This is a genomic window from Pseudobacter sp. (assembly GCF_051955275.1).
Classification (GTDB): Bacteria; Bacteroidota; Bacteroidia; order Chitinophagales; family Chitinophagaceae; genus Pseudobacter.
Map to the genome: position 1 here is coordinate 1 of NZ_JBQCGW010000031.1, position 14774 is coordinate 14774.

Annotated in this window: 10 protein-coding genes; 7 read left to right on the forward strand and 3 right to left on the reverse strand. The window is 50.4% G+C overall.

Translation table 11 applies throughout. The annotated features are described in order from the left end of the window. Positions 1-499: 499 nt before the first annotated feature. The 3 genes from ACTHMC_RS03245 to ACTHMC_RS03255 form a co-directional block, all read right to left on the reverse strand. The gene (locus tag ACTHMC_RS03245; RefSeq protein WP_440410775.1) at positions 500-1651 is read right to left on the reverse strand and encodes an MFS transporter; all 1152 of its coding nucleotides are present in this window, start codon (positions 1649-1651) and stop codon (positions 500-502) included. A 65-nt stretch (positions 1652-1716) separates the two neighbouring features. Then, on the reverse strand, positions 1717-2274 hold the full coding sequence (locus ACTHMC_RS03250; RefSeq protein ID WP_440410777.1) for a DUF305 domain-containing protein: 558 nt from the start codon (positions 2272-2274) through the stop codon (positions 1717-1719). Positions 2275-2428: 154 nt separating this feature from the next. After that, on the reverse strand, positions 2429-3466 hold the full coding sequence (locus ACTHMC_RS03255) for an LLM class flavin-dependent oxidoreductase (RefSeq protein WP_440410779.1): 1038 nt from the start codon (positions 3464-3466) through the stop codon (positions 2429-2431). Positions 3467-3604: 138 nt separating this feature from the next. Here ACTHMC_RS03255 and ACTHMC_RS03260 point away from each other — a divergent pair, with 138 nt between their 5' ends. The 7 genes from ACTHMC_RS03260 to ACTHMC_RS03290 all read left to right on the forward strand — a co-directional run bounded on the left by ACTHMC_RS03260 (position 3605) and on the right by ACTHMC_RS03290 (position 14737). Beyond that, on the forward strand, positions 3605-4192 hold the full coding sequence (locus ACTHMC_RS03260) for an RNA polymerase sigma factor (protein WP_440410781.1): 588 nt from the start codon (positions 3605-3607) through the stop codon (positions 4190-4192). A gap of 103 nt (positions 4193-4295) precedes the next feature. Next, positions 4296-5492, forward strand: coding sequence for a FecR family protein (locus ACTHMC_RS03265; RefSeq protein WP_440410783.1), 1197 nt, complete (start codon positions 4296-4298; stop codon positions 5490-5492). A gap of 224 nt (positions 5493-5716) precedes the next feature. Continuing rightward, complete coding sequence (locus ACTHMC_RS03270) at positions 5717-9103, forward strand: SusC/RagA family TonB-linked outer membrane protein (protein ID WP_440410785.1); 3387 nt, start codon at positions 5717-5719, stop codon at positions 9101-9103. A gap of 10 nt (positions 9104-9113) precedes the next feature. After that, complete coding sequence (locus ACTHMC_RS03275) at positions 9114-10526, forward strand: RagB/SusD family nutrient uptake outer membrane protein (RefSeq protein WP_440410787.1); 1413 nt, start codon at positions 9114-9116, stop codon at positions 10524-10526. An 11-nt stretch (positions 10527-10537) separates the two neighbouring features. Next, positions 10538-11227, forward strand: coding sequence for a DUF4843 domain-containing protein (locus ACTHMC_RS03280; protein ID WP_440410789.1), 690 nt, complete (start codon positions 10538-10540; stop codon positions 11225-11227). A gap of 19 nt (positions 11228-11246) precedes the next feature. After that, positions 11247-12689 carry a PKD-like family lipoprotein gene (locus ACTHMC_RS03285; protein ID WP_440410790.1) on the forward strand — a complete coding sequence of 481 codons (1443 nt, stop codon included), beginning with the start codon at positions 11247-11249 and terminating at the stop codon, positions 12687-12689. Next, entirely contained in the window at positions 12689-14737 is a 2049-nt protein-coding gene (locus tag ACTHMC_RS03290; protein ID WP_440410791.1) for a redoxin domain-containing protein, read from the forward strand. The genes ACTHMC_RS03285 and ACTHMC_RS03290 overlap by 1 nt, the downstream gene beginning before the upstream one ends. Positions 14738-14774 lie beyond the last annotated feature (37 nt).

The window sequence follows — 14774 nt, forward strand, 5'->3', positions numbered from 1 at the left end:
AAGGAAGCGGCGGTATTACAATAAACAGTGGTGTTTTCTGTACGTGCTATCACTTGCATGATCATTCGTTTTTATGAACATAAAATTGAATGATAATTATGATTGTGAAGGGGTATGAACACGACGAAAGCTGGTCATTTTGCGACAAGCTGGAGCACAGGTTGCTGCGATTGCCAGTGTGCCCGTCCGGGTGGCGGCCCGGGTGAGTTAGAAATGCGGGAAAATCACTCACACCACTGGTGCGCAGAATCCGCATTGACTACAACCTTTTTAATACATTGCCCAGCACTACTAATGAGCAAATCATTGTCAGGCAAATCATGGGGTAACCTGGTACAAGATCTTCCTTCAGGTACTACAGGTGCGGTGCAGGATCTTAGATGTAATGATGAATCAGAAGCCGTAGAGAGTTGCTTTTTCAAATATACGGAATAATTAATACGAGTGCGTATTTTTTTGATTATCACCGCACTGCGGTTATAAGTTCCAGCGTAAAACACTACTGTTCCCTCAGGTTGGTCACCATCCAGATGACCAGCAGTCCCAGCAGGCTCATTAATGCAAATGACCATTGGAGACTGAAGGCTTCCGCCACAAAACCTACCACCGGCGGCACTATCAGGAAACCGAAATAACCAACAGTGGATACGGCCGCAATTGCCGGCCCACCGCTCATTCCTTTCACTTTTCCTGCCATGGCAAACACCATCGGCACCACGCAGCTCACACCAAAGCCCACCATGATAAAACCAAGATAAGTGGTAATGGTGTAAGGAAGTAATGCGGCTATCAGCAGGCCTGAAAAAACGAGAATTCCACAATTGCGCAGCAATCCTTTCACGCCGATTGCATTGGCCACTTTGTCTCCAAGGAAACGGCCGAGCGTCATTGCCACCATATACACTGCATAACCGGCAGTAGCCACTTCTTTGGTAGTACCTACCGCTTTTTTTAAATAGATGGCGCTCCAGTCGTACATCGTGCCTTCGCAGGCCATGGCAGCAAAACAGATGAAGCCGAAGCCAAGCATCGATCTCTGTGGAAGCGCAAAACTCTGTTTTCGTTCATGCGCCGCCGGTAGTTGCTGTACAGTATCCCGGAAAAAGTAAATTGCGAGGGCAGACAAACAAATACTTACTGCTGCAAAATGCCAGTCGGGCAGTACATTGAAATTTACCAGCAACGCGCCCAACGCGGCTGCGGAAAATCCGGCGATACTCCAGATGCCATGCAGTGAGGCGATAATAGATTTGGGATACAATGCCTGAACGGCTATGGATTGTGCATTGGCGGAGATATTCATCAGGTTACGGCTGGAGCCGAAACAGAAAAGCACAGCGGCAAACTGCCAGGTTTCATTCACCAGTCCGATCAGGCACATCATGGTATTGAACATCAGGGCTCCTGCCAGCATGATATACCGGCTGCTGAAACGCCGTAGGAGAAAACCTGTAAGCGGTAGAGTGGCCATCAGTCCGGCAGGCATCGCAAAGAGCACGCCGCCTAATTCGGCCTCATTAAGGTGTAGTTTGGCCTGCAGGCTGGGAATACGCGACGCCCAGGTGGCAAAGCCGAAACCTGAGAGAAAAAAGAAAACTGCTATTGCTATTCGGGCCTTCCTGGCGGACTCGCTGACCGGAGCTTCCATCATATTTCCATCACTTTTCTGCCGCGAAGGTAGAAATTCAGCAGGAATTGGCCGTATCCGGTACACAATTACGAAGGAGAATGCTGACCACGGTGATTATTCAGCCATTTAAGGAGAATTTCTATTTCCATTTCCCGGTCAGACCTGATGATCCCGGCCAGTTTCTTGATATCCGGATTGGAACCATGCTCCATGATCAGGTTGGCCATATCGATGCCTTGCTGGTGATGATGCATCATCAACGCCACAAAATCATGATCGGCATCACCTGTGAGCTCTTCCTGCTCCGCATTGATGATAGTCTTTTCCAGTACGTTTTTCATCTCCGTATTGAAACCTGCGCTTTCAGAATGCGGCATTGGGCGGTGATTATTCAGGAAAAGCTGCAATGCAGCGATCTCTTCTTTCTGCTTCTGGCAGAGCCCGGATGCTATGCCGGTAACGGTCAGGTCCCGGCCTTCCTGAGATACAAGATCGCACATATTGATAGCCCCTGCATGATGCAGTTGCATCAGTCTTGCAAAGTAGATATCAGGTTCCCCGTGAAGGCTGGCATTGTTCATTTCCTGCATCATGTTCTGCATGGCAATCAGCAGGCTGTTTTCATTCTGTACATTGGCATTCATGGCGATGGGTTTGAAAGGATGATGTAAAAAATCATACCAATGCAGGAAAAGTCAGGAAGTGGAAATCCATCTACAGTCCCTCGAACCGGAAATAAAATACCCCGCAAAAAATCCTGCGGGGTATTGAACATATACTTGCAGGGATTGAACTGATCTACTTCTGCATCAAATGCTTATTCACTGCCGGCGCCACTTTGGAGCCCAGCAGATCAATTGCATGCATCACCTGTTTATGCGGCAAAGTGCCAACACTTACATGCAACAGGAAACGGGTGAGGCCGAACAATTCATGGTAATGCAGGATCTTGTCTGTTACTTCATCCGGATCACCCACCAGCAAAGCGCCCTTTTTTGAGCGCAGTGCCTGAAACTGCTGCGGGCTCATGGGAGGCCATCCGCGTTCGCGGCCCAGTTGTGTCATTACATGCTGATAGGGTGGATAGAATTCCAGTGCCGCCTGATCGGACCCATCGGCAATATATCCATGAGAGTGAACACCGATCTGCATCTTTGCAGGATCATGTCCGGCTTTTGCATATTCTTCTTTATACAACTTCACCAGTGGAACAAAATGCCCGGGGCTTCCGCCTATAATAGCCAAAGCCAGTGGCAGTCCGTATTTCGCAGCGCGGATCACAGACTGTGGTGTACCGCCTACTGCTACCCAAACGGGCAACTCCTGCTGGAAAGGCCTGGGATAGACACCCAGGTTTTTGATTGCAGGCCTGTGCTTACCCTGCCAGTTCACCTTTTCTGATTTATTGAGTTGAAGCAGCAGATCGAGCTTCTTGGAGAATAACTCATCATAATCTTCCAGATCGTATCCAAAAAGCGGGAAGGATTCAATGAAAGAACCACGGCCCGCCATGATCTCGGCACGTCCTTCTGATAAGAGATCCAGCGTGGCAAAATCCTGGAACACACGAACCGGATCATCCGAGCTCAATACAGTAACAGCGCTGCTGAGTTTTATCTTTTTGGTCTGGGCCGCAATGGCTGCCAGGATCACAACAGGAGAGGAGGCAACAAAATCCGGACGATGATGCTCACCCACCGCAAATACATCCAGACCGGCCTGTTCCAGCAGCACCGCCTCTTCCAGCAGATCTTTCAATCGCTGATGCGGAGAAACGGTTATCCCTGTGGCAGGATCGGGGGTTCTTTCAACAAAAGTACTGATGCCTATTTCCATAATTGGTGATTTATATACAGACTAACAAAGCCGGGAAATGAAAGTTCAACCACCGGGGCTTGAGTCACTAACCTCCAGGTTATTGCAAAAAAGCCATTCTCATATTCTGTTCTTTCTCTATTTTTATCGCCGGAACCCATGCCCTCTGAACCGTTACATACCAATCATACACTGTTGCTGCGTATTGCCGAAGGGCAGCAGGACGCCTTTGCAGAGTTGCATGGCCGGTACTGGAATGAAGTGTATTCACTGGCGCTCGCTTTTCTCAAAAACCCACATCAGGCGGAAGACCTGGTACAGGAAGTTTTTCTCAAGTTATGGGTAAAAAGAGATCAGCTTCCTTCCATCAAAGATTTCACTCCTTATTTTATGGTGATGGTCCGCAACGAGATCATCGATGCAGTCAGGCGCATGGCCCGGCAACAGAAAAAGCATGCACAATACATATCCAACCTTATCGAATACCCGCAACAGCCATTGCCGCTGTCTGATGCAGATACGGCTGCCCGGATCAGAAAAGCATTGGCTGAGCTCACAGAACGCCAGTTGCTGATCTTCTCACTGAGCCGCGACGAAGGTTTATCCCACGAAGCCATTGCAGAACGCCTGGGCATCTCCAAAAAAACTGTTTCCAATACCATCACACAGGTGCTGAACCATCTGCGCACAAGCCTTTCCAGTCGCGGACTCATGGCGCTCCTCATGGTAATGATGATAAAAAAATGAGCCCTTCCACGCATTTCAAAAAAATCTGGAAAAAAATTCCTGAATATGACGGGTGTTGCCTCCTTATTTTACGTGGTAACTGAAAACAGTCCATTTTTCAGCCATGGAACCTCATTCAACTACATTCCTGCAATTACTCACGGCCTACCTCACCGATGAACTGAGGGAGGAACAGCGGCCACTCTTTACGGAGATGCTGCTTGACCCAGCCAATCAGCAACTGCTGGAAGAGGCCATCGACTCCCTGGCATCCGAAAGGGCTGTTAATGGTGCAGGCAACACAGGCATGCAAGCCCGAAGCCTGCAGCTGTTGCAGCAGAAAATAGATGCGTTACCGGAAAAAGTTCCGGCTCCTGTACGGGTAATGACTGCTAAAAAATGGATAGCAGCTGCCGTTGCGGTCGCGATGGTGGTGACAGGCACATGGTACCTGCTGCAGCACAGGATCAGCCAACAGGAACTGGCCGGCAAGGAAATCCCTGTCGTGCATGGGAACGACCTCGATCCAGGAAAAGACGGCGCCATCCTGGTGCTGGCAGATGGACGCAAGTTATTACTGGACACGATGAAGAACGGTACCATCACCCGCGAGAAGGGAGCGGAGCTGCTGCTAAGTAACGGAACCCTCAGTTATGATGTGAACGATACCACCATCGCCGCAAAAGGCTTCAATACCATTTCCACACCCAGGGGACGCCAGATCCAGCTTGGCTTACCTGATGGAACCCGCGCCTGGCTCAATGCCGGCTCTTCCCTGCGTTTTCCTGCTGCATTCAGTGGAAAAGAACGCCTCGTTGAAATGAGCGGGGAAGTGTATTTCGAAGTAAAGAAAGATGCAACACATCCGTTCCGGGTAAAGGCCGGCACTGAAACTTTTGTGGAAGTACTGGGCACCGCCTTCAATGTGAACGCCTATGAGAACGAATCCGGCATCAGCACTACGCTGGCAGAAGGTTCCGTTAAAATGCAATATGGCGGAGCATCATCCATCCTGAAGCCTGGAGAACAGGCCAGCACCAGCAAGACAAGACCAATCCTTGTAAAAACAGTGGATGTATCAGAAGTGACTGCCTGGAAAGAAGGCCGTTTTGAATTCGAAGGGAATATACAGGACATCATGCGCCAGCTGCAACGCTGGTACAATATAAACGAAGTGGAATACACCGGCGGCACGGAAAACCGGATGTTGGGTGCCACCATCTCAAGATCGAAAAAACTCTCGGAAGTACTGGCTTTACTGGCAGGACCAGGCAGTGTGCACTTCACCATCGAAGGAGAGAAAGTAATCGTTAAGCCTTAATCTTTATTGGAGCTGCAATAAAAAACCGGAAGTGTTGAAGCCACTCCCGGTAAGCATTGAGTTACCAATCGTCAATTTGTTGGAATTGAATCCAGCAAGCCGTTACCGGTTTGCCGGAACTGTAATTGTTTAACCCAAAACTGTACAAAAGTATGTATTTAACTGCTTATTGTAAAGCCGCAGGAAAGTGGCCACGGCTTTTACAATCCAAAACAGTACTCATCATGAAGTTTACTGCGATCTTACTACTCAGTGCGTGTCTGCAGGTTTCCGCCAACGGATTCTCCCAGCAGGTGACCATGAAAAAGAACGATGCCTCCCTTCGGGATGTGATTAGCGTTTTCAAAAAACAAACAGGTTATTTCTTTGTGTATGATCTGCAACTGATCCGTATGCAACCCAGGCTGGACGTAAATTTCAGAAACACGCCGCTCACCGAAGCGCTCAATAGCTGTTTCAACGCGCTGCCGCTTGAATACGAGATCACTGAAAAAACCGTGATCATCCGTCTCCGCCGGCTGCTCATCAATCCCGCTTCATCCAATATCAGCAACAATATCACTGTCAAAGGCAAGGTGACAGACGATAACGGCAAACCCGTTGAAGGCGCCACCATCACACTGAAAGGCAGCAAGAAAGCCACTGCCACAAACGCCCAGGGGCTGTTCACGCTCCCGGACATACCCGCAGACGCCACACTGATCATTTCAAGCATCGGCTTCGAACAACGCGAAGTGAAGATCAATGGTCGTGCCGATATCGGAAGTATTAGCATTCACGCTTCAGCAGATAAGATCGAAGAAGTGGTGGTCACCACCGGGCTCTTCAAACGGCCTGTTGAAAACTTCACAGGAGTGGCCACTTCCGTTTCCGGGGAGCAGATCCGGAACGTGAATGCCATGAGCGTTTTTGATGCACTAAAAGTTTTTGATCCCGCCATGCGCGTTCCTGACAACCTGCAGTTCGGCTCCGACCCCAACCGACTTCCGCAACTAAGCCTTCGCGGCACCAACAATTTCCCTTTGCAGGGAGACCCCGGCCTGCCCGCCTCCGGTGCGGATTTCATGGCCGCCTGGCAAAGCAATCCCAGTATGCCGCTCTTCATCCTCGACGGGTTTGAAGTGAGCCTGCAGAAGATCTATGACCTGGACATCAACCGCATTGCCCGCATGACCATCCTCAAGGACGCAGTAGCCACATCCGCTTACGGTTCACGTGCTGCCAATGGCGTGATAGTGGTGGAAACCAAACAGCCACAGTCAGGTAAACTGATGGTAAGCTATAGCAACAATATCCAGATCACCGGTCCGGACCTCACCAGTTATAAACTCCTGGATGCACGCGGAAAGCTGGAAGTAGAGCAACTTTCAGGCATGTACAATGGAGGTGCCCGCCCTGATTTTCAATATTATTACGATGAACTCTACGCACAAAGAAGGGCTGCCGTTGAAAGAGGTACCAACACCTACTGGCTCTCACAGCCACTGCAGACGGGGCTCGGACAAAAACATTCACTGTATGTGGAAGGTGGCGACCAGCATATCCGTTATGGCGTCAATTTCGGATATACCCGCAACAAAGGTGTAATGAAAGGATCCAACCGCGATACCTACGAAGGTGGTATGAACCTCAGCTACCGCAACAAAAATATCCTGGTACGCAACCAGCTAACGATCACGGGCAACCGCGCCAGTAACAGCCCCTGGGGCGACTTTGCCACTTATACCAGGCTTAATCCTTACTGGTCGCCTTACGACGTGGAAGGCAATGTGCAGAAAGTGCTGGAAGTGTTACGTACTCCTGGTTATGCAGGTTCCACCATTGTGGCCAATCCCATGTACGATGCCACACTCGGCACCCTCAACCGTTCCCGCTACATGGGCTTCAACAACAATACTTTCCTCGAATACAGGTTCGGAAAGGGGTTCAGGCTTACCGGAAAACTGGGCCTCACCTCGCAGGAAGACCAGGGTGATATTTTCCTTCCTGCAGACCACAGCAGCTTTGCCACCATCACCGATTTCAATTCAACGGAATACCTCCAGCGCGGAAGTTATACGCGCAATAACAGCAGCTTCTTCAATTACGATGCGAGCCTGCTGCTGGATTACAACAAGTATCTGGGCAAGAGCCTGCTGTTTGCCACCTTCGGCGCATCGGCCGCACAGCAGAACAGCCGTGCCACTGCCGTAACGGTGCGCGGTTTTCCCAACAACAGGCTGGATGAGATCTATTTCGGAAAGGAATACCTCGCCAACAGCAGGCCCACGGGACAGAACAACGTGTCGCGCCGCATGAGCCTCTTCACCAGTTTAAACTATACCTATGACCGCCGCTATTTACTGGACGTTTCACTCAATATGGACGGCTCTTCACAGTTCGGTTCCGAGAACCGCATGGCGGCCTTCTGGGCTACAGGCGCAGGCTGGAACATACACGAAGAAGCCTTTATGCATCAGCTGGTAAAAAGCAGACTGGTGAACAGGCTGAAACTGCGCGCAGGCATCGGTACCACGGGCAGCCAGCAATTCCCGCCATATATGGCCAAAAGCACTTATGCCTACAATACCACCCAGGAATACCTGGGTATGTTCGGCGCCAACCTGATCACTTATGGTAATACCTCGCTCAAATGGCAGCAAACCCTCAAGCAGAATATCGGCGCGGATATCACGCTTTGGAACGAGCGCATTGTACTGCGCCTGGATGCCTACCGCGAGATCACCAACGACCTGCTGCTCGACATCAATACGCCGCCATCACTGGGCGTGAGCGCTTACAAGGAGAACATCGGCAAACTGCTCAATACCGGTGTGGAAGGCGCTATCACAGCCTTCCTCATCAAGAAAGACAAGCAGAGCATCTTCTGGAACATCATGGTGAACGCCATTCACAATAAGAACAGGATCAGGGAGATCTCCAATTCACTCCGGAAAATGAATGAGAAGAACGATGCCACCACGTCAAACCTTCAAACCAGGCCTCAGCCACGTTATGAAGAAGGACAAAGCGTGAATGCGCTCTGGGCCGTGCGTTCAGCCGGTATCGATCCAGGCAACGGGCAGGAAGTGTATATCACGCGTAACGGGGAGCTTACCTACAACTGGAATGCCGCAGACAAAGTGATAGTAGGGGATGCACTGCCAACCATCAGCGGAAACCTGGGCACACAGTTCAGCTACAAGGGACTTCAGCTGAGCGTGTACTGCAGTTACCAGCTGGGCGGAAAACTGTACAACCAGACCCTGGCTGACAGGATCGAGAACGCTGATATCCGCTACAATGTGGATGAGCGCGTACTACTTGGCCGTTGGAAGAACCCGGGTGACGTTACGTATTTCAAAGGACTTGCAGACCTCAATGGCATGAGGGTCACTTCCACCACCAACGCCACTTCCAGGTTTGTGCAAACCAATAATTACCTGGATATGGAGAGCATTTCACTCAGTTACATCCTGTCAGACAAGATCACGGGCCGCTGGGGCCTGCACAATACCCGTGTCGGGTTCCAGGTGAACAACCTGGCCAGGATCAGTTCCATCCAGGTGGAGAGAGGACTTTCCTATCCCTTTGCACGCAATTTCACTTTCAATCTCAATACAAGCTTCTAAACTAACTGTCATGAATATACGCACACGATACTTCGGATGGCTGCTGCTGGTGGTATTAACTGGCAGTGGTTGCAAAAAATGGCTGGATGTAAATCCAAAGTCAAACGTAACCCAGAATACCCTCTTCGAGAACGAACAGGGCTTCAAGGATGCGCTCACAGGAGTGTACACACAGATGGGGCAGCGCGCGTACTATGGCAAGGAATTCACCATGGCCTTCATGGACGTACTGGCGCAGAACTACAACGTTACTTCCAACCTGCATGTGTACAACAAGGCCAGCCTCTATGATTACAATGATGTGGCTACCCGTTTAAAAACGGACAGCTTCTGGATCGCAGGCTACAGGGCCATCGCCAATATCAACAACCTGCTGGAAGCCATCGATGCAAAAAAAGATGTATTCACCGGCAACAATTACAGGATCGTGAAGGGAGAGGCCCTCGGCCTGCGTGCACTGCTGCACTTCGATCTGCTGAGGGTCTTCGGCCCCATTACGTCCGCAGGCCCCGGCGCTTCCGCCATTCCGTACATGACCCGCTTTGTGATGCAGACTGAACCCGCCAGAACAGCAGGGGAAGTAATGGACCTGTGCATGAAGGACCTGAATGAGGCCACAGAACTGCTGTCTGTCTATAAAGACCCTGTGTACGGGGTGGAAGATCCCTTCCTGTCCTTTACTCGCAATCATTTCAACTACTGGGCTGCCACGGGCCTGAAGGCCAGGATCAGCCTATGGCGCGGTGATAACGTCAATGCTTATGCGTATGCACAGGAGGTGATCGGCTCTGCGAAATTCCCCTGGGTAACCCTGGCAAATGTGAGCGGCACGCTCAACCCTTCCCGCACTTTTCCGACAGAGCACCTGTTCAGCGTGTATGTAAGCAACCTGAGAGATTACAATACAGAGGTGTTCCGGGCAGCTTCCGCAACCACCACCGTGCTCACCAATACCACCACCTTCATCAACAACCGTTTTGAGATCGCCAATGGAGGTACCACCGATTACCGTTATGCCTTCCTCTGGAAAACAGACGGCAGCTCGGCTACCAAATACCCGGCAAAATACCTGATAGACGACCTGCAAAGCGTTGGTGTGGGAGAAAGAAGGGTGCCCCTGCTCCGGCTTTCCGAAATGTATTACATAGCTGCGGAAACAGCCGCCGGTACGGAAGAAAGCATCAGGCTCCTCAATGAAGTGCGGGCACATCGCGGACAGTCCGCTTTACCGCTCACACTCAGCGCTACCGACCTCAGCACTGAACTGTTCAAAGAATATAAAAAGGAATTTTACCAGGAAGGACAGCTTTTCTTTTACTACAAAAGACTGAACAAGGCCAGCATCGAAGGATATGGGCTTCCTGTTGGCCAAGCCATCTATGTGCTGCCAAAACCGAATGACGAAACCGAATTCAACAACTAACGCTTAGTACCATGAAATACTTTCAATATACCTGTATTGGCCTGCTCTGCTGGATGCTGGCGGCCTGTACAAAGAAAGACCTGATGTCTTTCCAGGCGGGCGACAAAGTGTATATCTACAAGGATACCCGCACTACCAATAACGACAGCACCATTTATTCGTTTGCCGTTAAACCGGACCAGCTCCAATATGACACCATCCGGATCCCTATCAGGATCATGGGAGAGGTCAAACCGGTTGACAGGAAAGTGAACTATGCTGTGATAGCGGACAGCTCTGACGCTCAAACAGCCAACTATGAACTGCTGCCAGCCTTCATTCCTGCCAACAGCTTCACCGGTGTACTGCCGGTGAGGGTAATGAGAACGGCTGAACTGAAAACAAAACAATATACGCTCTGGATACGCATCGGCAACTCCGGTGATCTGATGCCGGGCGTCAGCAACCAGATCAGTTACCTCATCAGGATCAATGATTTTCTGACCAAACCTGTTTCCTGGAGAGACAACTATTTTGGCAAATACAGCAACGTGAAGTTCAGCCTGCTTATCCGCGAAACAGGCTACACGCAGTTCAACGGGCTTGGCACCAGCGATCTGCGCTTCATTGCACAGTCCGGAAAGAATGCCGTAATGGAATGGGAAGCAGCCAATGGCGCTACCATGCTCGACGAGAACGGAGAACCAGTTGTATTCCCCTGATCATTAAACTACGCACACCATGAAACAATCGATCCTCATCATATGCCTCATCACTGCTGTGGTGGCAGGCTGCTACAAAGACAAGGGCAACTATGATCTTTCGCCCATCAATCAGCTCACGCTGTCCGGCTCACAACCTGATACCATCAGGATCTTTCAGCTCGACACACTGGTGATCGCCGGCAAAGTGGAACAGACCATTCCCGTTGCCGAAAGCAAACTGACCTATCGCTGGCATCTTTTTCTCTGGCCAAATGGCGGCGACGTATTTGAACTGGGTAACAACAGGGACCTGAAAGCAGCCATCAAGTCCAATCCTGGCAACTATATGCTGCTGTTTACGGTTACCGATACGGAAACAGGCGTTTCTGCATTCAAAGAGTTCATCGTGCAGGTGAACAGTATCCTCAGCGAAGGCTGGCTGGTGCTGGAAGACAGGCCGTCCGGCAGGCCCGATGTGGCTGTGATCGCCACAGCAGGCGGTATCTATCATGATCTGTACACCGGCGCCAATGGCGAAGCATTACCCGCAGATGCCTACTCCATCAGAGTGCTCAATACCTATAAGAACACCCAGAACGTTTTCATCCTGGCGGAGCATGGCGGGGTGGAAGTGGACTATGCAGGTTTCAAAAAGTTCGGGGAAGCCTCCAGCTGGTTCCTTGCACCACCTGCCGTGATCAGGCCGGAAGCTTATTTCTATACAAAGCTCGGAGTAGCCGCTTTTCTCGTGAACGATGGTTATACCCATATCTATTCCTTTGCCAATGACGGAACAGCCAGGCTCGGTGCCCCGCAGAAGGGCAACTGGCGTATTTCAAAATACGGCATGCCTTTGCTGTCCTCCGATGACGCTTACCTGTATGATGATCTCAACCAGCGATTCCTGGTGCACAAGACGGGCGTCATCAACAGTTTTTCCAATCCTGCAGGGTCCGCCTGGGACATGAACAATGTGGGCAAGCAACTGGTGTATGCAGGCCCCAGCACCGGCAATTACTACAACTGCCTGATGAGGAACAACGATGAAGACAGGTTCTTCGTGTACCGAGTCAATGGCGGTGCTGCAGTGCCTGCCGCGGAAGCCCTGGAGGTGCTGAACGCGCCAGGCATCGCCACCGGCCGCTTCTTCCAGAGCTCAGGCCTGTACAATCATATCTACTATGTGGCTGGCAGCAATGTGTACCTCCTGGATGTGCCGGCAAGAACGGCCCGTCTCGTATATGCATTCCCGTCAGGAACGGATATAACCACCATGAAACTGAAACAGGCACAAAACAACCTGCTCATCATCTATCCTGACGATAACAAAACACTGGCCGTGGCCACCTATGAGGGTGGAGAAGGAAAGATCTATACTTTCCCCATCAGCAATACCGGAGATTTTGTGAGCAATACCTACAACAACGTTTATACAGGTTTCGGCCGGATCCGCAATCTGGAATTCAAAAACAGAAAATAATGAAACAGCTTTTCCTGAGTGCGTTCCTCATCGGCGCGCTCCTGTCCGGTATTCAGGCACAGTCCAAACGCAAGGACGATCCCTATTATAAGAAATATGACAAGCTCTTTTCCAAAGTACTGAAGAAAGAGAACGACCTGGGCAATGAACTCAGCGCCAATGTTGAAAAACTGAAATCGGATTCCGCATACCGCAAAAGGTATTTCAGCAACTCGATGGAAATTTCCAAAGAAAAACAGGCGCTCGAAAAAGAATTCGTGCAGCAATTTCCCAACAGCATGATCAGCTATGATATCGTGCGCAAGCAGTTGGGCAGGACCTCCAATATCCAGCGCATTCAGCAGGGACTTTCCGTGCTTGGACCGCAAGTGATGCAAAACAACGAAGTAAAGGAATACCTGCAGGAAGTGGAAAAGTTGAAGGTGGTGAACATCGGCGGCAAAGCTCCGCTGTTCTCCATGCAGGACACTTCCGGTAAAATGGTGGACCTGGCAGACTTCCGCGGGCAATATGTGCTCGTTGATTTCTGGGCCAGCTGGTGCGGGCCATGCCGCGCAGAGAACCCGCATGTGGTGAAGGCCTTCAAAAAATTCTCCTCCCGCAACTTCACCATTCTGGGCGTATCGCTGGATAAAGAGAACGGGAAAGAAGCCTGGCTGAAAGCGATAGCGGACGATAAGCTCCGCTGGACACATGTGTCGGACCTGAAATTCTGGAAGAACGAAGCCGCGAAACTGTACCTGGTATCTTCCATCCCTTCCAATTTCCTCATCGATCCCAATGGCGTGATCGTGGCGCGTGACCTGCGTGGCGAAAAGCTCAGCGAAACGCTGGACAAGCTGTTGCCTTCCACGGAAGAATTGCAACGCAGGAGCAGTGATATCCTTAAGCTGAGCAAAATGATAGGCAGCGCGGAAACCCTGCAGGAAGCAAAGACCATCTACGATTCAATTTTCCTGAAATATCCTGAAAACGGGAACAGGAACATTGGCTACGCCTACGATCTTAGCCGCTTCCTGATGGTCAACCAACTGATGAAGGAGAACAAACCTGCCGCCCTCCAACTGCTCACAGCAATCAAACCCGGTGTGCTCAGGCACCAGGCCGTTACAAGCGTAGTAAAGAAGCTGGTGGAAATTGGCAGCACCGCCGATGCGGAGAAATTACTGGTTGAGGAACTTTCATCATTGAAAGGCAATGGCCCCGGCCTGAAGGACAGCGCAGGTTATTACACTGCCAGCAAAGATTATGCATTGGTATTATCGAAAGAGAACAGGTATGCGGAAGCACTGCAATGGATGCAGAATGCCGCAGACAGCAAGTCTGTAAAGACAAACAACGAGAAGGCACTGCTGGGTCTGCTGCTCGAAAAGAATGGCAGGCATACGGAAGCATTCGGATTGTATACAGGTATGGTCCGCGAAGGCAGAGGAAATGAACAGGTGAAAACAGGATTGAAGAACACCTGGCTCGCAACGGGCAAAAAAGAAAAAGCATTCGATGCTTATCTCAAATCCCTTTCCGATACACTGGTATCCCAAAAGACCAGTCATATCAAAGAGTTTGAAGTGAACTACCCGGCACCGGGCTTCACGCTGCAGGACCTGGCCGGAAAACAGATCAACCTGGAAAACCTGAAAGGGAGGGTGGTAGTGCTCGATTTCTGGGCCACCTGGTGCGGTCCCTGCGTAGGCTCTTTTCCGGTAATGCAGGCTGCAGTAGACAAATATAAAAACCAGGCCGTCAACTTCCTTTTTATCAACAGCTGGGAAACAGAGCCCGATGATGCGAAAAGAAAAACACTGGTCTCAAAATTCATTAACAGCAAAGGCTATCGTTTCGATGTATTGCTCGACAAACCAATTGCCGGTGAAGCAGGAAAATATGAAGTAATACAGCAGTACAAGGTGAAGGGAATTCCCGCCAAATTCATCATTGACAAAAAAGGCGTGGTGCGTTATGCGCTTACCGGCTTTGACGGAAACTTTGATGCTTCCCTCGTGGAGCTCAGTCTGCTGTTAGACAAATTGCAAAAAGAGAAAGTATAACCAGTATTCCATACCCTGTCATGCAAAGGATATGGTA

Coding starts and splice junctions, on each gene's coding strand:
- ACTHMC_RS03260 (WP_440410781.1), top strand. CDS start 3,605: ATGCCCTCTGAACCGTTACATACCAATCATACACTGTTGCTGCGTATT.
- ACTHMC_RS03290 (WP_440410791.1), top strand. CDS start 12,689: ATGAAACAGCTTTTCCTGAGTGCGTTCCTCATCGGCGCGCTCCTGTCC.
- ACTHMC_RS03280 (WP_440410789.1), top strand. CDS start 10,538: ATGAAATACTTTCAATATACCTGTATTGGCCTGCTCTGCTGGATGCTG.
- ACTHMC_RS03275 (WP_440410787.1), top strand. CDS start 9,114: ATGAATATACGCACACGATACTTCGGATGGCTGCTGCTGGTGGTATTA.
- ACTHMC_RS03285 (WP_440410790.1), top strand. CDS start 11,247: ATGAAACAATCGATCCTCATCATATGCCTCATCACTGCTGTGGTGGCA.
- ACTHMC_RS03265 (WP_440410783.1), top strand. CDS start 4,296: ATGGAACCTCATTCAACTACATTCCTGCAATTACTCACGGCCTACCTC.
- ACTHMC_RS03245 (WP_440410775.1), bottom strand. CDS start 1,651: ATGATGGAAGCTCCGGTCAGCGAGTCCGCCAGGAAGGCCCGAATAGCA.
- ACTHMC_RS03250 (WP_440410777.1), bottom strand. CDS start 2,274: ATGAATGCCAATGTACAGAATGAAAACAGCCTGCTGATTGCCATGCAG.
- ACTHMC_RS03255 (WP_440410779.1), bottom strand. CDS start 3,466: ATGGAAATAGGCATCAGTACTTTTGTTGAAAGAACCCCCGATCCTGCC.
- ACTHMC_RS03270 (WP_440410785.1), top strand. CDS start 5,717: ATGAAGTTTACTGCGATCTTACTACTCAGTGCGTGTCTGCAGGTTTCC.